This is a genomic window from Paenibacillus sp. FSL F4-0097, from assembly GCF_038593125.1.
Taxonomy (GTDB): domain Bacteria; phylum Bacillota; class Bacilli; order Paenibacillales; family Paenibacillaceae; genus Paenibacillus_AQ; species Paenibacillus_AQ odorifer.
In genome coordinates, this window is sequence record NZ_CP151965.1 from 2,776,087 (window position 1) to 2,801,136 (window position 25,050).

The following is a 25,050-nucleotide window of genomic DNA, read 5'->3' on the forward strand; positions in this document are numbered from 1 at the left end:
TGCAAGATAACACCTCATTAAAAGTTTTTATTTAATTATAACAAATTTCAAAAAAAAAGACTCTCTCCCACAAGGAGGATATAAGAGATAGTTTGGCTGTACTGAACTTATAAAGGGGATGGATAATCTTCATTTCTTACCCATTAAAGATATACCATAGTAATCCATAAGCTATTCCGAAGTAAGCAATCACACCCAGTAAAGAGATGGATAAAAGAATAGTGATAACTTTCTTACCGTTCATAAAATTCACCTCTTATTTAATACATCACGGAATGAGGGAGGAACTGACGTCAACGTGGATTGAAATTATTTTTGCTTTTATCGCTATCCTATCTTTTATTTCAGCAGCTGACAAAGAATCTATTCTTTACAAGCAACGTGGCATGCACATGGCAGCAATATGTGTTGCTTCAATTATCGCACTAGCTGCAGACGTTATTTTTTCATAAAACCCAAATTTGAGAGGAGTAATTATAAATGAAAGTTCTGATAGCAGCACATTTCAATAAGCAAACGAAGGATTCCAAAAAGGAACTTTTATAGTTCCACGTAAAGGGTGATAAATCCTCTGAAAACTCTTATGAATTCTACCGGAAGGCTGGATCTGATGTAGTCTTGGAAATCGCTGAATCTCAAATGAGCATCGAGGAGTTCCGAGGTGATGACGATGAAGAGGATCGTGAGGAGTCAAGAGAAGGCGTACGAGGAAAGGTTAATCCAGACGGTACGATTGAATTGGAAGACAAGGATCAACTCACTCTGGAGGAGGTAGCTGCTGCAGGAGATAAGAATGATCCGGTAATCCTTGAAAATGATGATAATCTGCCGTTTTAAGATGCTACACGCTCCGGCTTCGGTCGGGGGATTCTTTTACAGTGAGGTGATAGCAGGTGCAACAAAGCTTCCTGCCAGAGATAGATAGAGAACGGACGCAAGCTGCGGTTGAAGCGGCTTTTGATAAGTATCGAGAGAATAAATTCCTAACTTTTGAGGAACGCGAAGCAGCCACGACAGCAGCATGGTCAACTACTCCGAGAAGCGACACGGGAACAACTTCGGACCAAACCGCGAATATTGCCATACACAATGTTGATAGTTTAGCAGCACGTAAGGAGTACTGTGAGAGAATTGAAAGGATTGTAAATAGGCTTCCACGAATGGAATCATTTTTGATTAAAGAAAGATATATAATAACCGAATTTGATTACATCACGGATCAGAAGATATAGGCAAAGCTTCCCGATGACACTCCGCCCAAAGCATGTAAAGGAAATAATGAAATTGAGTCAAGCTAAGTTATATGAGTTTTTAGGGGACGCACCATTTCATGTTGCAAAAGCAGGAAGGGAATTATATATCAATAAAGCGGTATTTAGGAATTGGCTAGAGGGTAGAAGTGATGATATTTTCCCGGAGGACCTAGCGAACTGATATGAAAAGCAAATAACGATTCGTATCAAATTCGTATCATGAAGGATTTCAATAGAATGATAAGTGAATAGAAAACAAAAAAAGCCTTGAATATCAAGGCTTTCACGTATAGGACGGATGGGGTTCGAACCCATGACCCCTACCCTGTCAAGATAGTGCTCTCCCGCTGAGCTACCGTCCTGCGACGAAATTTATAATACCATATGAGAGAGTAGGATGGCAATTCTTTTTTATAATCAATATAGATGTAGAGTGGTGTTTTCTCTTATCTCCTCCGACTAAGTAGTTAATAGCTAGAAAGGGGATGACCCATCATCCCCCTGCACCGAGTCAGATAAAAAACGGGAGTAGAAATAGACTGCTTATTCCGAAAAAAGGGATACGGCGTGGATAGAAGCGGCGTCTTGGGTAAAAGCCGGGCTGGAACCCGAATTGTCTATAGTTCGACTGCTCGGCAGGCATTCCGTTCATACGATCGACCATTTCATTGCTGGGAACCGCAAGGGTGATATAGTTCTGGTCCACGTGAGCGATGAAGCCGTCAAAGGATTGACCATCAGTCGTTACTATACCTACATATTTATTCATGCAATTCCAAGCGACCTGTTGATGAAAATTTGTATTTGATTCCATGGATATCCTCCTCGAATGTTTCAATCCTGATAACAGTCTATGGTCCTTAGCCTACAACGTTCACGGCGTTTGCCTATATGTAGGAAGGTTAATTTTCAGGGATAATCCCTGAGGAGGATTCGATTAGTTCTTTAATCAATACACATGCTTGTACTGTACTTTCTAATCAGTATTATTCTTGGAGTTATTGGAATGAGCTTCAATGGAGTAGATAACTTCTTTTTTGCCAGTAAGAGGGGAGTCATTTATAAAATACAGTTTGTCACCGCTCCGCTTTATGAATTTCAAAGTATCTCCTTTAAAAGGAACATCGTTATTTTCCGCGTATTCCTGATCCTTTGCTGTGAGTAGCTCCTTATACAAAAGGGTTCGCTCGCCTGTTTGGCGGTCGATTAAGGTAAGCAATCCATTCTGATTTCCACGAAGCAGTATGATTTCTTTATCAATGCCTTCTACATAGTAAGCATCTTCCTCGCCACCCAGCTTTACAAGATCAAGAGTATCTATTACATTGCCCGTGCCGTCTTGGATGAAACGTAAGGTATTACCATCATGCAAGATTAGGTTGCCATCATAAGGTTTGAAATCCGCATCTCCTCTGAACTGGTAGGCGAATGTGGCCTTGCGTAGTAATGCACCATTTTTGAATATGAGTGTGATTTCGCGTGTATTAATATGAGGCTCTCCATAGGAATCAATAATCTTAATGACTAGCAGCCCCCCCGCCGTTTTCTCGATCTTCATTCCTGCCCAGTCAAAGTTTGTTTGGAGTGAAGTGAGTTTTATCACCGTATCCTTGCCTTGTGAGACATATAAATCACCATTAGCTTTGACCAACGTATAGGTGCGCCCTCCAGAGGATTCTGTGAAAACATTGAAGGTTTTCAGATCATCTGCTAAAAGTGTGTTCGTTGTGGAGTCCAGACGGAGATGGCTGCCTTCGAAAGCCTTAACGATAAAACGCGCCGGCACATATATCCCATCTTCTTTGGATTTAAAAGGTATTCCTCCTAGATCTACCGCTTTCCCGTCAAGGACTCCAGTTTGACTCCCGATTCGAACAGCAAAACTTTTAGTCCAGCCTTTGAACAGAGCACGTTTGCCGGATTTATCCCAGTCCATTTTTAAGCCAGCTTGCTCAGCGATCCCCCGAACATCTACGTAGATTACACCATTTTTGAGCAGCGCAGGTCCGCCAATGTTTCCGCCTGGAACGCCAAATTGGTAGTATACTTGCGAAGTATTAGCAAAGGAAGCTTGGGCGAGCGCAGGCGACTCCGATACAGTTAATGAAGAGCTTGCTGACACGGTGGCAGGGAGTAGAAGTGTTGAGAGCATTAAGACGGATAACCAAGCTTTGGAGTGAAAAGAGAGCATATGAACCAACCCTTTCTTTATCTGGCAGTAAAATTTATCCAAGATAGTTGGTTTGACGCTGAAACGTTTCTAAAAGTTGCATCGTATACATTCGGAAGGACTCTTTGTTGAAATACTAGTAGTTTTTTTAAAATTGAAAGATAAAGGAGCTTGTGATCTTGCCGCAAATGCAAAATGAGCAGAAAAAGAATACTTCTACTCCGCTGAAATGGTTGGGGGGCGGAGCCGCTATGCTCCTGTTAAAAGGAAAGGCGATTTTGTCTCTGCTGAAAATAGGTAAAATTGCCGGGCCGTTAATTTCCATGATGGTTTCGATAGGGGCATATGCTTTAATTTATCCGTGGGGGTTTGCCATAGGTATCGTCCTGCTTTTGCTTGTTCATGAATTGGGACATGTTATAGCCGCTAAGCGCATCGGGCTACCCGTCAGCGCTCCGCTATTTATTCCTTTTTTAGGCGCGTTAATTACTATGAAAAAACATCCGCTGGATGCGAAGACAGAAGCGTATGTAGCTTTTGGCGGACCGATTCTGGGTACTATTGGGTCTACTGCTGTTTTTGGAGCGGCATATTATATGGATAGTCCGCTTCTTTATTCCCTGGCTTATATAGGCTTTTTGCTTAATTTGATTAACCTGCTGCCAATCCATCCGCTAGACGGTGGACGTATCGCTACCGCGGTTACGCGCTGGCTGTGGCTTGTGGGTCTGGTCGGTGGCTTAGCTATAATCGTTTACTTGCGTTCGATTTTGTTCTTTATCATCTGGGCAATGTTTGCTTACGATCTGTATAACAAATTTGTGAAAAGACGTAACAACAACCGGCCGCAGTCTGTGACTAAGGGTTTCTTAATTCCAGTGGAGCCCTTGAGAGAGGCGGGTTACATGATTCCAGGAGCTGAGCATCGCCGGGATTTACCTTTTACCACCTACAGTGATCTAGAGAGACAGCAGTATGTTGTGGTGAGATGGGATCAGCTGAATTATTATGGCAAAGCTACACTGCCACAGCAATGTATTATTGAAAAGGTAAGAATTTCGCAGCTGGAGCAAGTAACGTTAGAGAATGGTCTTCATTTAAAAATGCATTGTGACATCAGCTATACAGTCCATGATAATGATAAGTATTACGATGTACCAGCCAGTACACGTTGGAAATATGGGACAGCTTATTTTGTTTTAGCAGGCTTTCTGGTTGGGATGATGTATTTAGTCCATTTGGTTGGAAACGTCAATCTCTAAGAGGGCAACTGGAATGAATAGCTCCTATTGTTTATAAAGCTCCTGAATCGTCAAAGCTGTAGTGAGTATAACTGCAGCTGCGGTGAAAGGAGCTTTTTTAATGTCTAAAATTGTGAAATGGGAAGTCGGCGTTTGCCTAGTGTTACTACTGGGTGTAGTGGGTTGTTCTACGGCGAAACCCACAAAAGTTATGGAAATCAATGAGATGACCAATCTGGATGGCAAATCTAAAAGTCAGTATCCTCCGTTATCACCTGTGATGAAAGACGTATATAACCGTTCGATCCCTGAAGAAGTATATTCTGTGGATTAGTCTACTGAGAGGTTACGGATTCCATATGTAGGCTTTTCTTTCTAGTCATTATTTTATATAATAGACAACTATCGTTGGCTACATAGAGAGAGGAGTTTGCAACTAACATGGCGGCAGAAATCTTACGGGTAACTACAGAGGAACAGCTTCAGATGGGGCTGGATATCCGCACTAAAGTATTTGTTGAGGAACAAAAGGTACCGGCCGAGGAAGAAATTGACGAATACGATGCCATCAGTCCGAATGCGCACCATATTCTGATTATAGATGAAGGGGTACCTGTAGCAACGGGGAGATTGATCTATTACAAAGCAGGTACTGCTAAAATGCAGCGCATCGCCGTATTGAAAGACTATCGGGTCAAAGGATACGGACGTGTCTTGTTGCTGGCTATGGAAGAGCTTGCTCGGGAGCTTGGACTGGAAGCTTCAATTTTAGATGCTCAGTGTCAGGCAGAGAATTTCTATAAGAAACTCGGCTATGAAGTTATTTCTACGGAGCCATTCTATGATGCAGGTATATTACATGTACGGATGCAAAAAATGCTTTAAAGATTGGCGCACATAATTATTGGACTCTTTACGCAAGCTAGGATGTGCCGAATGATGGCAAATCCAAGTGCAAGGGGCGAGCTAAAGTGCCAAATAACGAACGAGAATCTTTCGTAGCTGTTCAAAAAAATGGGGATGGCGATTTGACAAGCTTCCAGACCTCTACAGGACGTGTGCTGGCGTATGACCAAGCCCTGCAAGAAGTACAGGCCGGAAATATTGCCGGAGTGAACGCTTTTAAAGGTAAGGATGGAGAAACTTATATCCGCGGAGATGCGGATGGAGATCCGACTAACAATCTGGATAATTTGCCGACATTTTCATAGTTCAACACGAAAAGCCGTACATACGTCAACAGACGTTTATGTACGGCTTTTTTTATATGCAAAGATCAGAACTTATAATTCACATGCTGCTCTAAAAATTCCATCTCCCCTGTAAGTCCGACGAAATCTGGTTGTTCATCGCTATAATGCATGAGCTTGATCCGTTCGCGAACATCTTTAGGCAGAGACATCAGCTCTTCCAGCGTAGTGTGAACAACGCCTGTTCCGCCTAATTGGCAGTCATGCAGGATGATCCGGATCCCGCGCTCCCGCACAAGGCTAATCAGTAGATCCGGCTGAAAGGTCATGTCCGCACTATAAAAAATCTCGTTATTTATTAGAAGGGAATAACTATTTTTGCCGGGAATATGCGGTGTTTGTACGATCTCTATTGAAAGAGTAGGAGAGAGGTTGTAGGTAATTTCAGGCTGCAAGGGCTTAACTTCGAAGATATCAGATAAGGAAGATACAGCATCTTCTTGGTACAAGCCTCCCTTTAATGTATTGTTCCACAAGGGCTCTATAAGTGTCTCAGGAAGCAGCAAGGTCATTTTTTTACCGTGCACATGCTTTAAGGTTAGCGCAAGCTCTTCCAGCCCTCCAACGTGATCCGCATGAATATGTGTAATGAGCGTAGCATTTACGTCATTGAAGGATTTTCCAAGTCTATGCATGGCAAGCGGGGCTGTTATCCCGCAATCAATCAGCAGGGTGTAATTTTCATCTAGCAGCAAGCCATTGTTGTTAAAATATTTTTTCGCAAAAGCATTGCCTGTTCCTAGCATTTGTAGGCTTAGACTCATAAGAAAGAACCCTCCTGAAATCGGTTATAGCTAATGTTTCTGCTTCGAATAAGACCATAATATCATTTTTCGCAAGATCAATGAAATATTTACCTAAAATTAGCGCAACTTGCTGAAACAAAGTAAGTATATATTAACAGCATGAATTATCTGGAGGGTCTCAAATGAATAGATGGAAAAAAATCACTTTGTGCGTGTTTGCTTTTTCCTTAATGGGTGGCTCATTATTATTCGCCGATTCCGTTAATCAGAAAATTAGAGTATGGAGCAACGGAAAAGAAATTGTAGACGGCGGTTATCTAATTGATGGAAAAACGTACATTCCTGCTAGAGAAACAGGCGGGGTTGTTACTTGGGACGGTTCTGGGAAAGTTACGATTCTTAAACCTAATGTCCATATTGTACTTTTTAAAGGGGATACGGTTTTTGGCAATGTCAACGTAGGCAAGCTGAAAATTAAGATATTAACACAGGTAGATAGCCTGACTGAAGAGATTTCAGCTGTGAAAGTAGCCATGACAGATCCGTCTGGTAACGTTAAGGATATTCAGTCGCAGGTGCTTGAAGGCTCACAGAAGGATAATTTCTGGTTTCCAACCTCTGAGTTTACTTATGACTTTAAAGAAGCGGGCAAATATCGGGTAGGCTTCTATATTAAGCCATCCAAAAATGCAGATTACGTACTTGTGTCGGAGAAGGTAATTACAGCGTTAAATTAGGTGTTCTAAATTGACCTGAACTAATCTAACGTGGTACGATACCAGATGTAGGATAATACAATTCAAAGTGAGGTATTACAATGAGCGATCACAAACATGAGCATGGTGAAGCATGCGGTTGCGGGCATGATCACGACCATGAGCACGAGGAGTTTGTGCTGACCTTGACGAACGAGCAGGGCGAAGATGTGGAAATGGTGCTTGTAGAAACGTTCGACATAGGCGAGAAATTATATGCTCTGTTGTTAGAGCGCGAGAATCCAGAAGCAGACGGCATTATTCTGCGTATGGAAGAAGAAGACGAAGAAATGGTATTGTATAATATCGAAGATGAAGAAGAATGGAAAGCTGTTGAAGAAGCTTACAACAATCTGCTTGCTCAGCAAGAATAGATTCTAGCGACTAAACTTAAGCTGTTCTATGTGAATGGGACAGTTGATGCTTATATACAGAAACCCGATACTCATTATGGTATCGGGTTTTTGTATAAATGATTGAAGTTTTTTAGGAAAAGATGGATCTTAGGATATAGGATCGGCTTCAACAATCACCTTAACATTAGTGATGCTGCGGTCCTCAGGACCTTTAACCGGCAGACCGATTTCGACGTGGTCGATAATGTAGTCGATATTATCCTGAGTAATGACTTCGCCAGGGAGGAGAATCGGTATCCCCGGTGGATATACATAGATAAACTCTGCAATGATGTACCCGGCAGATTCGCGGAACGGAACTAACTGAGTGTCAGCATAAAAAGCATCTCTTGGAATCAAAGCAAGCTGCGGGATTTCTGGAACCTGAACCTTCAGTTCATAGATTTCACCCTTGCTATAATGGATGGCGGACAACACCCGCAAAGCAGCTAATAATTTATCTACTGATTCTTGAGTATCACCTGGGGTAATAAGGCAAAGAATATTATACATGTCACTCAGTTCAACTTCGATGTTGTATTTCTCACGCAGCCAGTTTTCGGTTTCGTAACCTGTGATCCCTAAATGGCGAACATGAATGTTAAGTTTGGTTGGATCTAGATCGAAAGTTGCTTCAGTTCCAAGTATTTCTTTACCAAAGCTGTACAAGCCTTCGATAGTGTTAATGGTCTCGCGTGCGTAGTTGGACAATTGGATCGTTCTTTCCGCCATTTCATGTCCGTTCAGCGCGAGATTACGTCTAGATGTATCGAGAGACGCCAATAAAATATATGAGGTTGATGTTGTTGTCAGCATGCTCATAATGGTCTGCACCCGTTGTGGGTTAATCAGCCCAGTCTTCGCATTTAGATTCAGTACCGAGCTTTGCGTCATGGAACCACCAAGCTTATGCACACTAGTGGCAGCTATGTCCGCACCGGCCTGCATGGCCGATACCGGCAGATCCTCATGAAAATGAATCAGTACTCCATGTGCCTCGTCCACCAGTACGGGTACCCCGTAACGGTGAGCCAGGTCGACAATCGAACGCAGGTCGGCACATACGCCGAAGTACGTTGGATTGATAACTAGAACTCCTTTAGCGTCTGGATGACGCTTTAACGCTCGTTCCAGCGCACTGGTGGTTATGCCGTGATCTATCCCGAGATTCTCATCCTGTACAGGCGAGACGAACACAGGCTTGGCTCCGGAGAAGATAATGGCCGACATTACGGATTTATGAATGTTACGCGGCACAATTATTTTTTCACCCGGTGAGCAGACAGAGAGGATCATCGTCATGATGGCATTGCTCGTGCCCTGTACGCTAAAATACGTATAGTCGGCGCCGAAAGCCTTCGCAGCCAGCTTTTGAGCCTCCTGGATTACGCCAGTTGGCTGATGTAGATCATCAAGCGGTGCGATGTTGATTAGATCTATGGATAGAGCGTTATCGCCGATAAACTCACGGAATTCGGCATCGGTTCCTAGCCCCTTCTTATGCCCGGGAATATGAAATTGAACTGGATTGCCGGCGGCATGCTTTTTTAGAGCTGTGAAGAGGGGAGTACGGTGTTGATTCATTTAATGCTGTCACAACCTTTCGCGAATAGTTAATTTTTAAGGCAAGCATCAGTATAACAAAACAATCTTCAGAATACTAGGATTTGGATGTGATAGAATGTCCACGAAAGCTGAACAACGGATGAATATTAGTTTAGCATCACCATTTATTGTGGAGATGTGGGTAATTATTTTTTTAGTTGAATTTGTTAAAGGTTCGCTGCTTGTTGCCTTGTTGCCAGTGTATATGGAGAATATACTGGGCCTGTCGGTGACAGTAGTGGGATTCGCTTTTGCCCTACAGTATTTGGGGGACAACGTCTTCCGCAGCCCTTCAGGCTGGGTTATGGAGCGCATAGGGTTCCGCTGGACGATGACAGGTGCATTGTTGCTGATTCTAGTAGCCATTGGCTTGATAATCTATGCCAAAACGGCCGTTGCGTTATCCATCGCCTGTCTCATTCTTGGGATCGGGACATCTCCGCTTTGGCCATGTGTGATGACCGGAATTACCGAACTCGCCGGATCAACCAAAAGCGGCAGCAGTGGTGCGGCCATGGGCGCTGTTGAGATGGCCTCTCTCGCAGGAACAGGAATCGGTCCAATTGTTGTGAATTTTTTAATGGATCAGGGTGGACAGAGTTATCATGTGGCTTTTCTGGTCTTGTTAGGTTGTGCTGCCGCTGTAGTTGTAGTAGCCCTTTTCTTACCTAAACGAATCTCTTCCAGCGGGTCTCATGCTGTCGTGAGGGACATGCATGGACTTGGCGGAGCAATGGATCGTAAAAAGCTTAGTCCGATAGAAAGTATAAAAAGAACGCTGCATCAGGTGAGAACTACCCTGAAAGTCAGCAGATGGCTGTACCCGGCGTTGTTCCTACAAGCCTTCGCCATTGGCTTGATGACGCCTGTAGTTACCTTGTTTGCACGTACAGAGCTGCATGTTAGTCCCAATCAATTCAGTTTGCTCCTCATCGCAGGGGGAGGGATTACAGTTCTTGCACTTATTCCCGCAGGCAAGCTGGTGGACCGCATAGGGACAACGGTGTTTCTGAATATAGGTTTTTTGTTAGCTGCCTTTTCACTGGCCTTTTTCTCTCAGGTTCGCTGGCTGCCACTTGCCTTTATCGCGGTGGCACTGGTCGGTATAAGCTACGCGCTTATCCTCCCGGCATGGAATGCCTTTCTGGCTAAGCAAGTACCTAAGGGAGAACGAGGGACGGTCTGGGGGTTGTTCCTGACACTCCAAGGATCAGGAATGGTAGCGGGGCCAGTTTTGTCAGGAAGATTATGGGATCATGTAGGACATGGTGTCCCATTCCTGGCAAGTGCCATTGTAATGCTGCTGCTCTTCGGGCTGCATCTGCTTATTGTGCATAGAACGAAACAGAAATTTAAGACTAGCTGAGGAAAATAAAGAGCCGCTGATAACCGAAGAATGATCCGGTATATCAGCGGTTTTTTTAGAAAATTAGAAGGATATAAGATATAACGGAAGTAAGTTTCGAAGGTCTTCTGTATGACACTGTGCAGCTGAAGGACTAGAACGTCTATGCTCCAAAAGGACTAAAAGGCATTAAAATTCTCGCTCAGCGTTTGGAGAAAGGCTGTTGCGGGTAAAAATAGTCAATAAACCAAGTTACCGCTACATAAACTGAAGTATAAAATAAGATTAAGACGAACGCAAAAAGGAAGTTAACTCAAGAAGAGGTCCGGCAGCCATGATTACTCTGGAATTGAACTAATGAAGGCTGGCTTTACAGATGTGAAGCTGTTAGGGGGGAGTGCCGTGAACAAAAACGACGAGGTGGAATATTGTAACCTGGAACTGCGGTTCGACAGACAGCATATCCAGGACCTGATCAAGGATTTGATTCAAGAAGGTTATTCCCTATATTGGAGCGAGAATGAACAGGTCTTTGTGATTTCGGTCCGTACGGGTCGTAAGTTAGTGAAATTGCGGTTTCAAAGGATTAAGGACGGCTATAAGCTTGTGGGCGATTATATGATCCGTGATGCTCGCTTGTCAGAGTGGATGGAGAAATTAATTGGGGATATGCGCGGGCATGCTATCGTTAAGCGTTTCCGGGATCGGCAGATTATTATTGAAAATATTCTGTTTGGCGAAGTGATTCGCCTGGTTGAAATTTCTGGTTATCAGCAGCGTGTGTTATATCAGAAGGGACCTATGCTCACAGATGAGGAGCTGACAAGACTCTTTTATTCTATTGAAGGGGAAGAACGGGTTCGCCAGCGGAGAATTGAAGTTGATGAACAGTTGGATCGGTTAAATGATGCATTAAAGGCTGGAGATACGGTTCGCGCGGACAAATGTCGAGCTGAGCTTGCCTTTTTGACCAAGGAATTGTTTATGTTAGAATGGTAAGCAAGTGCCGGGCAAATGTTCTTTCAAGGCACCCTGTTCATCGGGGTGTCTTATATTTGTATTGGAACTTGCAGACAGGGGTTCACTTCTTGCGTTAAAAACGTTAAAATAGTCATTGTGATCATTTCTTGGTCTGAATTTGTCAATGAAATTGATCTCTATTCGCAGGGCAGGCTTTGCTGTCTCTGATAAAGGGTGGTATTCTTATACTGCGAGAAATGGATTTCACAAAAATATAGGGTGCAAAGGGTGGAGGACCAGATGGCAAAACAACAAATCGGCGTTATTGGCTTGGCGGTAATGGGCAAGAATTTGGCTCAAAATATCGAAAGCAAAGGTTTTTCCGTATCCGTATTCAACCGCTCCCCGGAGAAGACACATGATCTTCTTGCTGAAGCGGAAGGTAAAAACCTCGTAGGCACATTTTCTGTTGAAGAATTTGTAGCTTCGCTGGAAACACCGCGCAAAATTCTGATCATGGTTCAAGCTGGTAAAGCTACTGATGCTACCATCGAGCAACTGCTGCCGCATCTTGATCAAGGCGACATCATTATCGACGGAGGGAATGCTTACTTCCCTGATACAGTTCGTCGTAGTAAAGAGCTGGAAGAAAAAGGTTTCCGCTTTATCGGTACTGGAGTTTCCGGTGGTGAAGAAGGTGCTCTTAAAGGTCCTTCGATTATGCCAGGTGGTCAAGAAAGTGCGTATAAACTTGTAGAGCCTATCCTAACGGCAATCTCAGCCAAAGTGGACGGAGAGCCTTGCTGTACATATATCGGACCTGACGGTGCAGGACACTATGTTAAAATGGTGCACAACGGTATCGAATATGGTGATATGCAATTGATCTGTGAAGCTTATCAGTTGTTGAAAGATGTTCTAGGTCTGGATGCAAAAGAACTTCACAATATTTTCAAAGAGTGGAACAGCGGCGAGCTCGACAGCTACCTGATCGAGATCACTACTGATATCTTTGCTCAATATGACGAAGAAACCGGCAAACCTATGGTTGACGTTATCCTTGATTCCGCTGGCCAAAAGGGTACTGGTAAATGGACAAGCCAAAGCTCACTAGATCTTGGTGTACCTCTGTCCATGATTACCGAATCCGTATTCTCCCGCTTCCTGTCTGCTATGAAGGATGAGCGCGTAGAAGCAAGCAAAGTGCTTAACGGACCAGAAGCAATAACATTTGAAGGCGACAAAGCCGAATTCATCGAGAACGTGCGTAAAGCATTGTTCGCGAGCAAAATCGTATCCTACGCGCAAGGTTTCGCTCAACTTCGCGTAGCTTCCGACGAATATGGTTGGGATCTGAAATATGGCGAGCTGGCTAAAATCTGGCGCGGCGGCTGCATTATCCGTTCCCGTTTCCTACAAAACATCACAGATGCTTATGAGAACAATGCAGAGCTTAAGAATCTGCTTCTTGATCCTTTCTTCAAGAATGTTATGGATAATTACCAATCTGCATGGCGTAAAGTCATTGCTTCTGCGGTAACTTTGGGTGTTCCAGTCCCTGGATTCTCCAGCGCATTGGCTTACTATGACAGCTACCGTACAGAACGTTTGCCTGCTAACTTGCTTCAGGCTCAACGTGATTACTTTGGCGCTCACACCTTCAAACGTGTGGACAAAGAAGGCGTCTTCCACCACAACTGGATGGCAGCAGAATAATCTAATTGACTGAATGACAAGCGGCCCGGACGGCTTCACCAGAAATGGGGAGCCTTTCGGGTCTTTTTTTACTGGAAGAAGCGGATTGTCTAATGTTTTGACCCTGTGTTATGATATGACAAATATCGCGGTTGGAGGATAGTCATGGCTGGGGATACAGAAGAACTAAAAACGATGAGTCAGGAAGATAAGAACAAAAACATTATTTTAGTAGGGATGATGGCGACTGGTAAGTCAACTGTTGGTGCTATTTTGGCCGAGGAGCTGGGCTATGAGCTGGTTGATTTGGATCATGTCATTATTGAGACTGAAGGCAGAAGCATTGCAGAAATCTTCGCAGAAGATGGTGAGGAATACTTTCGAAGCGTGGAAACTGCGGTTCTTAAGCAAATGCTAGAGTCTGAGAATAAATTAATATCCACTGGTGGTGGCGCGGTATTGGCGCCGGGGAATACAGCCTTAATGCTGAGTAAAGGGCATGTGGTTGCGCTAACGGCAACTGAGGAAGAGATTATTGCACGTGTTAGCGGGGATCAGAATCGTCCGCTGCTCGCCGGCAATGCAGAAGAACGGGTCAGACGAATCATGGAAGATCGCCAGGATGCATACCTATTCGCGCATTACACGGTCGATACAACGGGACTGACTGCGGCAGAAGTGTCGCAACATATTTTAATGCATTACCGCGGTTGAGCTTTTAAGAGAGTGTCTCATTCCATTCAATCATACCACCGCTAAGGTTCGCAGCGTTATAACCAAACTGCTGTAGATATTCGCAGACACGTTGGCTGCGGGCACCGGAACGGCAAATGAAGATCACTTTGGCGTCGCTTGGAATATCCTCAGTACGGTGTGGAATTTCTCCCATAGGGATATGTTGTGCACCTGGAATCATCCCAGAGGCCACCTCTTCGTCTTCGCGAACATCGATGAGTACAAGGTCTTCACCTGTCTCTATACACTGCCGTAATTCTTGCGGTGTGATTTGTGGTACATTATGCATGGGTTTGGCCTCTTTTCATCAGAAGAATGGTTTAATGATAACACAAGAACAGAATACCCTGTCAAACGAGCATTACATACCCACTACATCTACTAAGGAGAGTTTATATTATGGACGTTATTGTTAGGCCAACGCCATCTCTGCAAGGAGAATTTGGAGCCCTCTCTTCCAAAAACTATACGACACGTTATCTGCTGGTTGCGGCATTGTCTGAAGGAGTAAGTACGATTTATCATCCTGCACATAGTGAGGATAGCGACGCGATCCGTCGCTGCATAGCAGATTTGGGTGCTGTGCTTACAGAGGATGAGGAAAAGATTGTGATTCAAGGCTTCGGACGTCATCCAAAAGACGTTAAAGAACTTAATGTAGGAAATGCCGGAGCGGTGCTGCGTTTTCTTATGGCTGTGGCCGCGTTAAGTCCTGAGGTTACTTTTGTAAATACGTATCCAGACTCATTGGGCAAACGTCCGCATGACGACTTGATTGTGGCGCTGGAACAGCTAGGTGTTCAGGTGGAGCATAATGAAGGGAAATTGCCAATCACGATCCGTGGGGGTAAACCGGTTGGAGGCAGAATTACTGTCTCTGGTGCAGTAAGCTCCCAGTTCTTAAGTGCTCTATTATTCCTGACACCATTGCTTGAAGAAGATAGTGAAATTATTGTCCTCGATGATTTGAAATCGAAGGTTGTCGTGGGCCAGACCTTGGAAGTGTTGGAGCAGGCAGGTATTGTGGTGCACGCTGCGGATGATTACATGTCCTTTAAAGTTCCAGGTCGTCAAGCTTATGCAGCTAAGTCATATACTGTTCAAGGTGACTACCCAGGCTCTGCGGCAATCCTTGCGGCGGCTGCCGTTACAAAGTCGGATGTGAAAATCCACCGTCTTGCAGAACAAAGTAAACAAGGTGAAAGAGCCATTGTTGATGTGCTGCGGATGATGGAAGTTCCTCTTACTCATGAAGAGGGCACAGTACATGTCCAAGGGAACGGTATCCTAAAAGCTGTTGAATTTGATGGAGATGCTGCAACCGATGCGGTATTGGCCATGGTGGCTGCCGCAGTATTTGCAGAAGGCACCTCCCGATTCTATAATGTTGAGAATTTGCGTTATAAGGAATGCGATCGCATTACCGATTACTTAGCAGAATTAACCCGTGCCGGAGCTAAGGTAGAAGAACGCCGCGATGAGATAATTGTTCACGGTATGCCTGAAGGTGTCGAAGGCGGAGTCACCATTAATGCGCATTATGATCACCGCGTAATTATGGCACTATCCGTAGTGGGCTTGCGTGCGCGTAAACCTCTTTTGATTAAGGATGCACATCATGTGGCAAAATCTTATCCGCAATATTTTGATCACTTGCGTGCGCTTGGTGCGAATGTGGAGTGGGTACAATAGGAATGAGGGAGCTAGCGTATCTAGCTTCAGTTAAACAAGGATCATTAAGTGTAACTATGGAAAGGGGCACTACTTATGAGCTTTGAGAATCCAAGTCGGGAGCAGATCGGAGATATCCTTGCTTCCGCAGGTAACATTGCTGTTGTCGGCTTGTCAGACAAAACAGACCGTACCTCTTATATGGTCGCGGGCGCCATGCAAAGCCGGGGATATCGGATCATTCCCGTTAACCCAACGGTGGATGGTGAGATCCTGGGAGAAAAGTGTTATCACACTTTAGCAGAAATTCCGGAGCCAGTGGACATCGTCAATGTATTCCGTCGAAGCGAACACTGCGCAAAGGTCGCGCAGGAGGCTGCTGACATTGGCGCACGTGTGCTGTGGCTCCAGCAGGGTATAGTTAGCGCGGAAGCCGGTGAAATCGCCGCTGAGCACGGTATGATCGCCATTATGGACCGCTGCATCAAGGTCGAAGAAGCGATCACTATGCATGGGCGTAGCCGGCAGTAGGGTTGGTCATATACTGTTGAACTGAACACTGAGTTAAGTGTGTGGTGATTACAGTTATCGTTGACCAACGGACGTAACAAGGAACTGACGAATAACGAACTAGCTGGTGAAGAATGAACTAGCTGATGAAGAACGAGCTAGCTGGTGAAGAATGAACTAATTGGCGAAGAACGAACTAGCTGGTGAAGAATGAACTAGCTGGTGAAGAACGAACTAACTGGCGAAGAATGAACTAGCTGGCGAAGAATGAGCAAACTGGCGAGAACGAGCAAAAGTGGAATAAACTAACTAGGTTTAAATTTATGACGCTGAGGTTATAGCAAACTTAGATGATGGAGATCAGCCAAAGTAAGAGGTATTGTGTAACACAAGGTGCGATTTTTAATGTAACTCGCCTGTTGAGCTAGTTATAATGAGATTAGACGAAGAACGTCCTTTAACCGCTTTTTGCGGTGAAGGGCGTTTTTTTATTTTGTAGGGGAGGCTATAGGTTATGGAGTTTGAAGAAGCGCATGGTTTGTTTATCGACCAACATATGAAATCAAGAACAGGTGAAAAAAGAGGGAGGCTGGTTAGAGGCAATAATTTTGCGGAAAAGCTATTTTTGCAGAATGTATGGTGGCCTATGTTTGAGTCCCTAGACGATTTGCATCCAGAATACGAAGTATATGACTGGAATCGCAAATCACAATTTTTGGACTTTGCTTTTCTTCCGCAGACGGGCAGCAGCTTTGGGATCGAGTGTGATGGATATCAAAGCCATGTGAAAGATATGGACCGCGAAAAATTCAACTATTCAGTAAATCGGGACACTTTTTTGACTGGGATGGGCTGGAGGATGATTCATTTTTCTTTTGATGATATCCAGCAACGTCCCGAGGTCTGCCGGATGCTGTTGCAACTGGTGCTGGCGCCTTACTTGGCTCGTAATTCTGCTAGCGTAGCTATTTTGTCTGAGGAAAAAGAGGTTCTGCGTTTCGCTTGGCGTCTCGGTAGACCGGTTCGTCCAAAGGATGTGGCCACGCATTTCTGCATTAATTTCCGTACGGCGCGTCGATTGCTGCAATCATTAAGTGAGAAGGGGTTGCTGAAGCCGGTTAATCAGGGAGAAAGAATTCGGTATTATGAGGTGAAGGCTCTCAGACCAGATCAATTGTGGTAAGAGGATCTTTAGAGTCTGCGCAAGGGAATAATTGCACTTTATACAGCTAAATCGCCGAAATAGTTATCTAAATGCGAAATAGTTGTACTTTGTACACTTAAAGTACATCAAAGATTAGATTAGGTGGGAAATCATTAAAAATAGTTGTATGAAGTGCAGTTAAAAAAGTGCTCAGAGTAACGTCGATATGAATAGTTGTACAAAGTACACTTAAACTCAGGTGGAATTCCTAACTGTGAGTTTAGGGTGTTGGAGCTAGTTAGTGGGGGAGAAAAGTTCGATGTTATGAATCGAATGCTCTGGGATCAGATCAGTTCAGACCAGACCAGATCAAATCCAATCCAATCCAATCCAATCAATCAAATCAGGTATGCGAGGGATATCTATACGATAGCTGCGCAAGGGAATAAGTGCACTTTGTACAACTAAATCGCCGAAATAGTTATCTAAATGCGAAATAGTTGTACTTTGTACACTTAGAACGCATCAAAGATTAGGTTAAGTGGGAAATCACTAAAAATAGTTGTATGAAGTGCAGTTAAAAAGGTGCTTAGAGTAACGACGATATGGATAGTTGCACAAAGTACACTTAAACTCAGGTGGAATTCCTAACTGTGAGTTTAGGGTGTTGGAGCTAGTTAGTGGGGGAGAAAAGTTCGATGTTATGAAGCGAATGCTCTGGGATCAGATCAGTTCAGACCAGACCAGATCAAATCCAATCCAATCAATCAAATCAGGTATGCGAGGGATATCTATACGATAGCTGCGCAAGGGAATAATTGCACTTTATACAACTAAAACGCTAAAATAGCTATCTAAATGCGAAATAGTTGCACTTTGTACACTTAGAACGCATCAAAGATTAGATGAAGTGGAAAATCACTAAAAATAGTTGTATAAAGTGCAGTTAAAAAGGTGCTCAGAGTAACGCCGATATGAATAGTTGCACAAAGTACACTTAAACTCGATTCTGACTCTGTAGTATTAATAGCTCCACGTAAATACCAGCCGTTCTATGGATACTAATGAATAAATGTTTAGTGGAATGTGAGAATATTTGTTTTAAAAATGTAACGTGAAGATCTCATGAGTTTCTTTTGACAAAAATCCCCGCAGCGCTTACCATTCAATATAGAAAGAAAGGAGAGGGTAGCCTTGAATTGGCTCGGATCATTGCAGCAATTGGGCAGAGCCATAATGCTTCCTACCATGGTACTGCCGGCGGCAGCCATTTTGCTGAGTTTGGGCAGCTTACCTTGGTCTGCATGGGGACTTTCTTCGGTGTCTGAAGTGGCTACTTACGCGGGGCAGGCAATATTTTATTATATGCCTTATTTGTTCGCTGTAGGTGTAGCATGGGGGTTATCCAATCAAGCCGGAACAGCGGGTCTTGCAGCGCTGGCTGGGATGTTCACTTACGACCGAATTGTCACCCAAATGGGAGACGGGCTTGTACAACCTGCAACACTAATCGGAATTTTGCTGGGGATCGTTGCCGGTGTCGCGCAAAACCGGTTTAAAAATATTAAGCTTCCAGAGGCGATCCAGTTTTTTGGAGGGTCGCGTTTTGTTTTGCTGTTCATGGGCTTATTTTCTGCCGGGTTCGCGTGGGTAATGTTAGGAATATCTCCGCTGCTGCAGATTGGGCTGGATAATCTTTTTCAGGGAATATTGCAGACGGGCGGGTTTGGCGTTTTTATCTATGGGGTCCTATATAGGGTTCTGACCGCTTTTGGACTACATCATATTCTTAATAATGTGTTTTGGTTTCAATTTGGGAATTTTACGACTCCTGATGGCAGTGCTGTGGTTCAGGGGGATTTGCCGCGTTTTTTTGCAGGCGATCCTACGGCGGGGATTTTTATGGCGGGGTTGTTTCCGATTATGATGTTTGCGCTGCCTGCCATTGCTTTTGCAATTATTCAGGAAGCGCGCGAGGATTTGAAGCCCAAGATTAAAAAGACTTTTGTGCGTGCGGCGTTGGTTTGTTTTCTGACCGGGGTTTCGGAGCAGATCGAATTTGCATTTTTATTTGCTTCTCCGTATTTGTTCGCGGTACATACTGTAATGTCCGGTCTCGCAATGGTACTGACCTACATGCTGGGAATCCATCACGGGTTCTCCTATTCGGCTGGAGCCATTGATTTCTTCTTGAACATGCATTTGTCACAGAGGGCTTGGCTGCTGATTCCGATTGGTATCGGCTATGGGATTGTATACTATAATTTATTTCGCTGGGCGATTCGCCGTTTTCAGATCCCGACACCGGGGCGTGAAGAAGGTTCAGAGCTTGGGGATTGGGCCGGCAATATCCCTTATCAGGCACCGCTAATCTTAGAGGCGCTTGGGGGCAAGGAGAATATTGTACAAGTGCAGTCCTGTATCACCCGTCTGCGGCTTACGGTTCATAATGACCGATATATAGATACTGGAGCGCTTAAAGGTTTGGGTTCCGCAGGGATTATCAAGCTGGGCGGCGGAAATGTCCAGGTAGTATTTGGCACGTATTCTGAACTGATCCGCGAGGAGATTAACAAGCTTATGCTTCGTGATTTGCCGCAGGTGCTGTTCAGTTCGCCAATGCAGGGCAGAATGATGCCTATCGAGGAAGTGCCTGATCACATTTTTGCAGCTAAGCTAGTGGGCGATGGGGTTGCATTTTTGCCGGAAAAAGGGGAACTTACTTCACCCGTATTCGGGAAAGTTATGCACGTCTATCCTACAATGCATGCCGTGGGTATTTCGACGCCGGAAGGGCTGGAAGTACTCATGCATATAGGGATCGACACTTCACAGCTCAAGGGACCCTTTGAGGCGGTTGTAAAAGAAGGCGACAGCGTGGAGCCAGGTCAATTGCTTGTTAAATTCGACCTCGCTTATTTGCGTGAACATGCGGCCTCATTGGCTACACCGATGGTGATCACGAATCCTGATCGGGTCAAATCATGGAGCTATGCTCCATTTAAAAATGTTAAAAAGGGGCAATCATCAGTAATGTCCGTAGTCTTACACGAAAGTAACGTTGGAGGGATTGAAGGATGATACAAGGCATAGGCGCAGCAGCAGGTGTAGCTATCGGGAAGGCCTTTGTCTTGCCGAACTGGGAATGGAGCTTACCGGATACACAAGTGAACCCAGTGGATCTAGCTAAGGAGTTTGAGCGTTTATACGAAGGTATCCGTACCTCTAAGGACGAGATTGAATTCATCAAAAAAGAGTTCAGAGAAGTGGTAGGTCCGGAGGAATCGAGTATTTTTGATGCTCATCTGGCGATCTTAGATGATCCTGTGTTCATGAGTGAAATCCGCGGGATCATTGAACGCCAGTACAAAGCGGCAGAAGTAGCTGTGAAAGAAGCGATTGATCATTTTGTAGCGATGTTTGATCTGCTAGACGATGAGTACATGAAGGAGCGGGCGGTTGATATCAAGGATGTCGGAAACCGTCTTTTAAAACATCTTTTAGGCGCTCCAGAGGTTACGTTACCATCGGATACACAGCCATATATTCTTGTTGCGAAGGAGTTGTCTCCTTCCCAGCTAGCTCACTTGAATCCAACTTATGTTCTAGGTATTGTCACCATGATGGGCGGTAAAACCTCACATTCCTCCATTATGGCTCGTGCGCTAGGCATTCCGCTTGTAGCGGGCTTGGAGAATAATCTGTCTAATCCTATTCAGACCGGGGACATGCTTGTGATCGACGGCGATACCGGATCTGTACAAATCCATCCAGATGAACTTACGATAAATGAATATGTAGCGATTCGGGATAAACAGCATAAAAAGAAAGAGCAGCTGGAACTGCTCGCCACCGTGGAGGCTGTCACCAAGGATGGTGTGAACCTGCGACTTGCCGGCAATATCAGTTCAGTTAAAGAACTCAACATAGCACTTAAGTATGGTGCTGAAGGTGTAGGCCTGTTCCGTACAGAGTTTCTTTATATGGACCGCAGATCTTTCCCAACTGAGGATGAACAATTTGAAGTGTATAAACAGGTTGTCGAGAAGGTGGGCAATAACACTGTAGTGATTCGTACGCTGGATATTGGCGGGGACAAGCAGTTGGATTATATCCAGCTGCCTGAAGAACAGAATCCTTTCCTTGGTTATCGGGCGATTCGCATCAGCTTGGATCGATTGGATATGTTCAAAACCCAGCTAAGTGCCATTTTGCGGGCAAGTGCATACGGGAATGTAAAGTTAATGTTTCCGATGATTTCTTCCGTAGAGGAAGTGCAGGCGGCAAAAGCTGTTTTAGAAGAAGTGAAAGCTGAGCTGGAGCAACGAGATATCCCTTTTAACCGGAATCTTCCCGTGGGTATTATGATTGAAGTTCCGGCGGCGGTTATGATTGCGGATTTATTGGCTGAGGAAGTTGACTTTTTCAGTATCGGCACTAATGATTTGGTTCAATATGTGTTAGCGGTAGACCGTATGAATGAACAAATTGCTCATATGTATCATCCGTACCATCCAGCGGTTCTGCGAATGATCCGTATGACGGTAGAAGCGGCACGTAATGCCAAGATTGATATCAGTGTATGTGGTGAAATGGCGGCGGATGAGCGTTCTTTGCCTCTTTGGCTGGAGCTGGGAATTAGAGATCTCAGCATGTCGCCGCAGGCGCTGCTGAAGGTTAAACACCGCACACTGAACACATTGGCCAAGGATGCCAAAAGAATTGCCAAAGCGTGTTTCCATCATCGTACAAGCTCAGAGACGGAAGAAATGTTAACTGCGTTTGCGCAAAAAAGTGGCCTTACGCTTGGATCAAGCGGAGAACTACAGGAGAAAGCCTCATCCTAAAGTTACTGTAACTTTTATTCAATTCATATCAAGGTTCGGCATTCTTGCCGAGCCTTTTTCTATATTTATGACATACTTTTAAAAAAACAAAACCGTTTACCCTGCAGCGCAGTCAATACATAGAGAGAGTTACACAGAACCGATTTAGGAATAAAGGCAAGGGGGGAGGCAGGCCGAAAATGGATCACATTATAAATGATGAAATGGAAATGGCCGCTACGGACGAAGAGCTGTTTTATGAGCAAGTGGCTGGACAGAAAAGAAAACTTTATAGCATTGCCTACAGCTATTTGCGAAATGAAGCGGATTCGCTGGAGGTTTTGCAGGAGGCAACCTGCCGCGCATGGATTAAACGAAAGAGCTTAAAAGACGCGGAGCGGTTCGCTCCTTGGTTAACACGTATTTTGATTAATTGCTGTAATGATGAGCTGAAGCGCCGAAAGAGGAATACAGTCGCAGAAGCTGCTCGAAGTGATGAGGGAATCATGGAGATGAAAAGTGACCGCAGACTGGACATGGAACAAGCGCTGGATGGAGTGAAACCCAAATATCGCCAAGTGCTGGTGCTCAAATATTACAAGGATATGACCCTTGCCGAAATTGCAGAGGTGCTGGATAAACCAGAGGGCACAGTGAAGACATGGCTGAATAAAGGATTAAAACAATTGCGTGACAAAATGAAGCGGAAGGGGGAGCTATTTTATGGCTGAGTCTGAAGAAAAGCTGCTTAAGGATTATTTTCAGAAAATCGATGCGGAGGCAGAAGAAATTTTGGATGTAAAACTGGACACTGCGATCCGCAGGGGGATGCAGCAAGGGAACCGTACACGTTTGTCTTTTAGTAAAAGGTACGCTGTTGTTGTATTGGTGGTCTTGGCATTCGCCTTACTTATAATTGTGCCTTGGGCAAATCAGATGATAAATCCCGTACGTGCGCAATTACCTCCAAAAAGCTGGGGCCAGCTTGAAGTGTTTAGACCCGTTATTGCTAATAATCTGACGATTAAATCAGCACTTGATGCGGGAATGATGAAGGAGGTAAGTATCTCTTCTTCTGAGGTGGATGGGATAACATGGACTGTTAACGGAATCATTGCAGATCGAAGAGGCATTGCAGTGCTTTATACAATCCAGAACAATACGGATCAGAAGATGCGTCTTTTTGGCTTGTCTTTGAAAAAGACTCCAGAGGATAAATACCACCTTAGTGGATACAGCGGGTTTAGCACTTCTAATGCACAAGAGGTTGGGTCCCCTGGGACGACTCGTATGTATGAGCAAATCGTCTGGGATAAATATCAGGATGAGATACCAGAGGAGTTGAATATCACATTATCGCTTTTTCCAGATGCTCTTAGTCAAGTTTTTAATAACAAGGATATAAAAGAAATGGGTGTCAAAATTCCACTGGAAGCCGATAACAATTATTTTCAAGGAGAACTTGTTGATTTGAAGGATAGTCTGTCTATCGGTGGACAGAAAATTATAATGGACCAGGTTTATATTGGACCTACGGGTATTTATATGCGGGAAACCTTTGGCAGAGAGAATACAATGAGGATTTTTAGTTTGCTATCACCTAAGCTTGTCCTCGGAAAAGGGGATCATCAAGAGGAACTAATGCGGGCAAGTGGATCGAATATTTACCACAATGACAATATGAGACCTAATGATCCAATCAAACTTGAAGTTGAAGGAATCTCTGCTCTAGATCAATCAGAGGTCGAGCTTGTGATTAACACGGAAACGCAGCAGATTTTAAAGGCACCGGATAACTCTCTCTCGATTTCCAAACGGACCGCGGACGAAGAGCAGGGGATTATAGTATTGGATTTATTGATTCCCAAAAAAGTTGAGGAGTTGCATGAAGCAACCGGTTTTGGGATAGACGATAATTTTGTGGATAGCACTGGAAGCGGACATTGGCTTGTACATGATAATTACTCCGGATATAGAGAGTATAGAGAGGATGCAAAAGGAACTACAATAACTTATTTTCTTAACGTGGGTCAAGAAAAGCTGCCTCAACCTTTGACCTTTAGGTTTACAAATTATCCAAATATGATCATGGAGACGGATTCTATGCGGATCAGGTAATAATTGGAATTTTAAACGCCTCAAATCAAAAGCCCTGCTCCTCAAATTGTGAGAAACAGGGCTTGTTTGATTTTAAACTATATACCTATGTTTATTCCCCAGCAAGTGCATCGCAAAAGGCTTTGCCGTATGGCGGAAGATCTGGCGGGCGGCGAGCGGAAATGATATGTCCATCCGTAACTACAGCCTCATCCTTCCAGATGGCTCCGGCATTCTCCATGTCATCACGGATGCCCGGCGTGGAGGTGACGGTTACACCTTCCAGAATTTTAGCAGAAATTAATACCCAGCCTGCATGGCAGATCTGCCCAATTGGTTTTTTAGCCGCATTAAAATCCTGTACTAGCTTTAGAACGGCACTGTATCTACGGATTTTATCAGGAGCCCAGCCGCCTGGAACCAAAATCCCATCATAATCTGCGGCATTAAGCTCGTCCCAGGAGTATTCTGCTTTAGCAGGTACGCCATATTTACCGACGTACGTCTTATTTTTTTCCAGACCTGCCAAGTGAACCTCGGCACCTTCTTCTCTCACCCGATACACGGGATACCAGAGCTCCAAATCTTCAAATTCATCGTCTACGAGTGCTATGACCTTTTTACCGGCTAGTCTCATTTAGTTAAGCTCCTT

General features: G+C 44.4%; 26 protein-coding genes and 1 tRNA gene. 20 read left to right on the forward strand and 7 right to left on the reverse strand.

The annotated features are described in order from the left end of the window. Positions 1-275: 275 nt before the first annotated feature. The 3 genes from MHH86_RS12370 (at position 276) to MHH86_RS12380 (ending at position 1,232) form a co-directional block, all read left to right on the forward strand. The gene (locus MHH86_RS12370) at positions 276-452 is read left to right on the forward strand and encodes a hypothetical protein (RefSeq protein ID WP_155288125.1); all 177 of its coding nucleotides are present in this window, start codon (positions 276-278) and stop codon (positions 450-452) included. A 187-nt stretch (positions 453-639) separates the two neighbouring features. After that, positions 640-837 carry a hypothetical protein gene (locus MHH86_RS12375; RefSeq protein WP_143766174.1) on the forward strand — a complete coding sequence of 66 codons (198 nt, stop codon included), beginning with the start codon at positions 640-642 and terminating at the stop codon, positions 835-837. 56 nt (positions 838-893) lie between these two features. Beyond that, a complete protein-coding gene (locus MHH86_RS12380) occupies positions 894-1,232 on the forward strand; it encodes an ArpU family phage packaging/lysis transcriptional regulator (RefSeq protein WP_051491435.1) in 339 nt (112 codons plus the stop codon). Between the two features lie 311 nt (positions 1,233-1,543). Here MHH86_RS12380 and MHH86_RS12385 read toward each other — a convergent pair. The 3 genes from MHH86_RS12385 to MHH86_RS12395 all read right to left on the reverse strand — a co-directional run bounded on the left by MHH86_RS12385 (position 1,544) and on the right by MHH86_RS12395 (position 3,444). Beyond that, a tRNA-Val gene (locus MHH86_RS12385) sits at positions 1,544-1,615 on the reverse strand. 149 nt (positions 1,616-1,764) lie between these two features. Next, positions 1,765-2,067 (reverse strand): hypothetical protein, encoded by a 303-nt coding sequence (locus MHH86_RS12390; RefSeq protein ID WP_036686108.1) that lies wholly within the window; start codon positions 2,065-2,067, stop codon positions 1,765-1,767. A 162-nt stretch (positions 2,068-2,229) separates the two neighbouring features. Then, positions 2,230-3,444 (reverse strand): copper amine oxidase N-terminal domain-containing protein, encoded by a 1,215-nt coding sequence (locus MHH86_RS12395; protein WP_052096984.1) that lies wholly within the window; start codon positions 3,442-3,444, stop codon positions 2,230-2,232. Between the two features lie 167 nt (positions 3,445-3,611). Here MHH86_RS12395 and MHH86_RS12400 point away from each other — a divergent pair, with 167 nt between their 5' ends. The 4 genes from MHH86_RS12400 (at position 3,612) to MHH86_RS12415 (ending at position 5,875) form a co-directional block, all read left to right on the forward strand. Then, on the forward strand, positions 3,612-4,685 hold the full coding sequence (locus MHH86_RS12400; RefSeq protein ID WP_036686564.1) for a site-2 protease family protein: 1,074 nt from the start codon (positions 3,612-3,614) through the stop codon (positions 4,683-4,685). Positions 4,686-4,785: 100 nt separating this feature from the next. Continuing rightward, the gene (locus MHH86_RS12405) at positions 4,786-4,998 is read left to right on the forward strand and encodes a hypothetical protein (RefSeq protein ID WP_036686109.1); all 213 of its coding nucleotides are present in this window, start codon (positions 4,786-4,788) and stop codon (positions 4,996-4,998) included. Positions 4,999-5,105: 107 nt separating this feature from the next. After that, the gene (locus MHH86_RS12410; RefSeq protein ID WP_036686111.1) at positions 5,106-5,549 is read left to right on the forward strand and encodes a GNAT family N-acetyltransferase; all 444 of its coding nucleotides are present in this window, start codon (positions 5,106-5,108) and stop codon (positions 5,547-5,549) included. Positions 5,550-5,635: 86 nt separating this feature from the next. Next, positions 5,636-5,875, forward strand: coding sequence for a DUF3892 domain-containing protein (locus MHH86_RS12415; protein ID WP_036686113.1), 240 nt, complete (start codon positions 5,636-5,638; stop codon positions 5,873-5,875). A gap of 65 nt (positions 5,876-5,940) precedes the next feature. On the opposite strand, the gene MHH86_RS12420 is transcribed toward MHH86_RS12415, so the two are convergent. Then, entirely contained in the window at positions 5,941-6,678 is a 738-nt protein-coding gene (locus tag MHH86_RS12420; protein ID WP_038570244.1) for an MBL fold metallo-hydrolase, read from the reverse strand. Between the two features lie 164 nt (positions 6,679-6,842). Between MHH86_RS12420 and MHH86_RS12425 the strand changes: the two genes are divergently transcribed. Both MHH86_RS12425 and MHH86_RS12430 read left to right on the forward strand, forming a co-directional pair. After that, positions 6,843-7,397: a copper amine oxidase gene (locus MHH86_RS12425; RefSeq protein ID WP_036686116.1), complete on the forward strand. Its 555-nt coding sequence runs from the start codon at positions 6,843-6,845 to the stop codon at positions 7,395-7,397. 80 nt (positions 7,398-7,477) lie between these two features. Next, positions 7,478-7,789 carry a DUF1292 domain-containing protein gene (locus tag MHH86_RS12430; protein ID WP_036686118.1) on the forward strand — a complete coding sequence of 104 codons (312 nt, stop codon included), beginning with the start codon at positions 7,478-7,480 and terminating at the stop codon, positions 7,787-7,789. A gap of 129 nt (positions 7,790-7,918) precedes the next feature. Here the strand turns inward: MHH86_RS12430 and MHH86_RS12435 are convergent, their stop codons facing one another. Beyond that, positions 7,919-9,394 carry an aminotransferase class I/II-fold pyridoxal phosphate-dependent enzyme gene (locus tag MHH86_RS12435; protein WP_036686120.1) on the reverse strand — a complete coding sequence of 492 codons (1,476 nt, stop codon included), beginning with the start codon at positions 9,392-9,394 and terminating at the stop codon, positions 7,919-7,921. Between the two features lie 97 nt (positions 9,395-9,491). Between MHH86_RS12435 and MHH86_RS12440 the strand changes: the two genes are divergently transcribed. From MHH86_RS12440 to MHH86_RS12455, 4 genes are all read left to right on the forward strand, one after another. Then, on the forward strand, positions 9,492-10,781 hold the full coding sequence (locus MHH86_RS12440) for an MFS transporter (RefSeq protein ID WP_036686122.1): 1,290 nt from the start codon (positions 9,492-9,494) through the stop codon (positions 10,779-10,781). Between the two features lie 381 nt (positions 10,782-11,162). Then, the gene (locus tag MHH86_RS12445; RefSeq protein ID WP_036686566.1) at positions 11,163-11,759 is read left to right on the forward strand and encodes a hypothetical protein; all 597 of its coding nucleotides are present in this window, start codon (positions 11,163-11,165) and stop codon (positions 11,757-11,759) included. 261 nt (positions 11,760-12,020) lie between these two features. Continuing rightward, positions 12,021-13,436 carry an NADP-dependent phosphogluconate dehydrogenase gene (gndA, locus tag MHH86_RS12450; protein WP_076317169.1) on the forward strand — a complete coding sequence of 472 codons (1,416 nt, stop codon included), beginning with the start codon at positions 12,021-12,023 and terminating at the stop codon, positions 13,434-13,436. A gap of 144 nt (positions 13,437-13,580) precedes the next feature. Continuing rightward, positions 13,581-14,129, forward strand: a complete 549-nt coding sequence (locus tag MHH86_RS12455) for a shikimate kinase (protein WP_244886472.1) — start codon at positions 13,581-13,583, stop codon at positions 14,127-14,129. Between the two features lie 4 nt (positions 14,130-14,133). Here the strand turns inward: MHH86_RS12455 and MHH86_RS12460 are convergent, their stop codons facing one another. Beyond that, positions 14,134-14,439 (reverse strand): rhodanese-like domain-containing protein, encoded by a 306-nt coding sequence (locus MHH86_RS12460; protein ID WP_038570249.1) that lies wholly within the window; start codon positions 14,437-14,439, stop codon positions 14,134-14,136. Positions 14,440-14,549: 110 nt separating this feature from the next. Here MHH86_RS12460 and aroA point away from each other — a divergent pair, with 110 nt between their 5' ends. From aroA to MHH86_RS12495, 7 genes are all read left to right on the forward strand, one after another. Beyond that, positions 14,550-15,842, forward strand: a complete 1,293-nt coding sequence (gene aroA / locus MHH86_RS12465; protein ID WP_036686127.1) for a 3-phosphoshikimate 1-carboxyvinyltransferase — start codon at positions 14,550-14,552, stop codon at positions 15,840-15,842. Between the two features lie 75 nt (positions 15,843-15,917). Further along, the gene (locus MHH86_RS12470) at positions 15,918-16,352 is read left to right on the forward strand and encodes a CoA-binding protein (RefSeq protein WP_036686129.1); all 435 of its coding nucleotides are present in this window, start codon (positions 15,918-15,920) and stop codon (positions 16,350-16,352) included. Positions 16,353-16,845: 493 nt separating this feature from the next. Then, on the forward strand, positions 16,846-17,514 hold the full coding sequence (locus MHH86_RS12475; RefSeq protein ID WP_036686130.1) for a hypothetical protein: 669 nt from the start codon (positions 16,846-16,848) through the stop codon (positions 17,512-17,514). Positions 17,515-18,669: 1,155 nt separating this feature from the next. Further along, positions 18,670-20,556: a glucose PTS transporter subunit IIA gene (locus MHH86_RS12480; protein ID WP_036686132.1), complete on the forward strand. Its 1,887-nt coding sequence runs from the start codon at positions 18,670-18,672 to the stop codon at positions 20,554-20,556. Next, entirely contained in the window at positions 20,553-22,322 is a 1,770-nt protein-coding gene (ptsP, locus tag MHH86_RS12485) for a phosphoenolpyruvate--protein phosphotransferase (RefSeq protein ID WP_036686134.1), read from the forward strand. The genes MHH86_RS12480 and ptsP overlap by 4 nt, the downstream gene beginning before the upstream one ends. 179 nt (positions 22,323-22,501) lie before the next feature. Next, on the forward strand, positions 22,502-23,032 hold the full coding sequence (locus tag MHH86_RS12490; protein WP_094902125.1) for a sigma-70 family RNA polymerase sigma factor: 531 nt from the start codon (positions 22,502-22,504) through the stop codon (positions 23,030-23,032). Continuing rightward, on the forward strand, positions 23,025-24,419 hold the full coding sequence (locus MHH86_RS12495; protein WP_036686135.1) for a DUF4179 domain-containing protein: 1,395 nt from the start codon (positions 23,025-23,027) through the stop codon (positions 24,417-24,419). The genes MHH86_RS12490 and MHH86_RS12495 overlap by 8 nt, the downstream gene beginning before the upstream one ends. Positions 24,420-24,510: 91 nt before the next feature. Here the strand turns inward: MHH86_RS12495 and MHH86_RS12500 are convergent, their stop codons facing one another. Further along, on the reverse strand, positions 24,511-25,035 hold the full coding sequence (locus MHH86_RS12500) for a type 1 glutamine amidotransferase domain-containing protein (protein WP_036686137.1): 525 nt from the start codon (positions 25,033-25,035) through the stop codon (positions 24,511-24,513). Positions 25,036-25,050: the final 15 nt, after the last annotated feature.

Excerpts from the sequence above, each read along its gene's own strand:
- MHH86_RS12370 (WP_155288125.1), top strand. The coding sequence starts at position 276 with ATGAGGGAGGAACTGACGTCAACGTGGATTGAAATTATTTTTGCTTTT.
- MHH86_RS12375 (WP_143766174.1), top strand. The coding sequence starts at position 640 with ATGAGCATCGAGGAGTTCCGAGGTGATGACGATGAAGAGGATCGTGAG.
- MHH86_RS12390 (WP_036686108.1), bottom strand. The coding sequence starts at position 2,067 with ATGGAATCAAATACAAATTTTCATCAACAGGTCGCTTGGAATTGCATG.
- MHH86_RS12395 (WP_052096984.1), bottom strand. The coding sequence starts at position 3,444 with ATGCTCTCTTTTCACTCCAAAGCTTGGTTATCCGTCTTAATGCTCTCA.
- MHH86_RS12400 (WP_036686564.1), top strand. The coding sequence starts at position 3,612 with ATGCAAAATGAGCAGAAAAAGAATACTTCTACTCCGCTGAAATGGTTG.
- MHH86_RS12405 (WP_036686109.1), top strand. The coding sequence starts at position 4,786 with ATGTCTAAAATTGTGAAATGGGAAGTCGGCGTTTGCCTAGTGTTACTA.
- MHH86_RS12410 (WP_036686111.1), top strand. The coding sequence starts at position 5,106 with ATGGCGGCAGAAATCTTACGGGTAACTACAGAGGAACAGCTTCAGATG.
- MHH86_RS12420 (WP_038570244.1), bottom strand. The coding sequence starts at position 6,678 with ATGAGTCTAAGCCTACAAATGCTAGGAACAGGCAATGCTTTTGCGAAA.
- MHH86_RS12425 (WP_036686116.1), top strand. The coding sequence starts at position 6,843 with ATGAATAGATGGAAAAAAATCACTTTGTGCGTGTTTGCTTTTTCCTTA.
- MHH86_RS12430 (WP_036686118.1), top strand. The coding sequence starts at position 7,478 with ATGAGCGATCACAAACATGAGCATGGTGAAGCATGCGGTTGCGGGCAT.
- MHH86_RS12435 (WP_036686120.1), bottom strand. The coding sequence starts at position 9,394 with ATGAATCAACACCGTACTCCCCTCTTCACAGCTCTAAAAAAGCATGCC.
- MHH86_RS12440 (WP_036686122.1), top strand. The coding sequence starts at position 9,492 with ATGTCCACGAAAGCTGAACAACGGATGAATATTAGTTTAGCATCACCA.
- gndA (WP_076317169.1), top strand. The coding sequence starts at position 12,021 with ATGGCAAAACAACAAATCGGCGTTATTGGCTTGGCGGTAATGGGCAAG.
- MHH86_RS12455 (WP_244886472.1), top strand. The coding sequence starts at position 13,581 with ATGGCTGGGGATACAGAAGAACTAAAAACGATGAGTCAGGAAGATAAG.
- MHH86_RS12460 (WP_038570249.1), bottom strand. The coding sequence starts at position 14,439 with ATGCATAATGTACCACAAATCACACCGCAAGAATTACGGCAGTGTATA.
- aroA (WP_036686127.1), top strand. The coding sequence starts at position 14,550 with ATGGACGTTATTGTTAGGCCAACGCCATCTCTGCAAGGAGAATTTGGA.
- MHH86_RS12470 (WP_036686129.1), top strand. The coding sequence starts at position 15,918 with ATGAGCTTTGAGAATCCAAGTCGGGAGCAGATCGGAGATATCCTTGCT.
- MHH86_RS12475 (WP_036686130.1), top strand. The coding sequence starts at position 16,846 with ATGGAGTTTGAAGAAGCGCATGGTTTGTTTATCGACCAACATATGAAA.
- ptsP (WP_036686134.1), top strand. The coding sequence starts at position 20,553 with ATGATACAAGGCATAGGCGCAGCAGCAGGTGTAGCTATCGGGAAGGCC.
- MHH86_RS12490 (WP_094902125.1), top strand. The coding sequence starts at position 22,502 with ATGGATCACATTATAAATGATGAAATGGAAATGGCCGCTACGGACGAA.
- MHH86_RS12495 (WP_036686135.1), top strand. The coding sequence starts at position 23,025 with ATGGCTGAGTCTGAAGAAAAGCTGCTTAAGGATTATTTTCAGAAAATC.
- MHH86_RS12500 (WP_036686137.1), bottom strand. The coding sequence starts at position 25,035 with ATGAGACTAGCCGGTAAAAAGGTCATAGCACTCGTAGACGATGAATTT.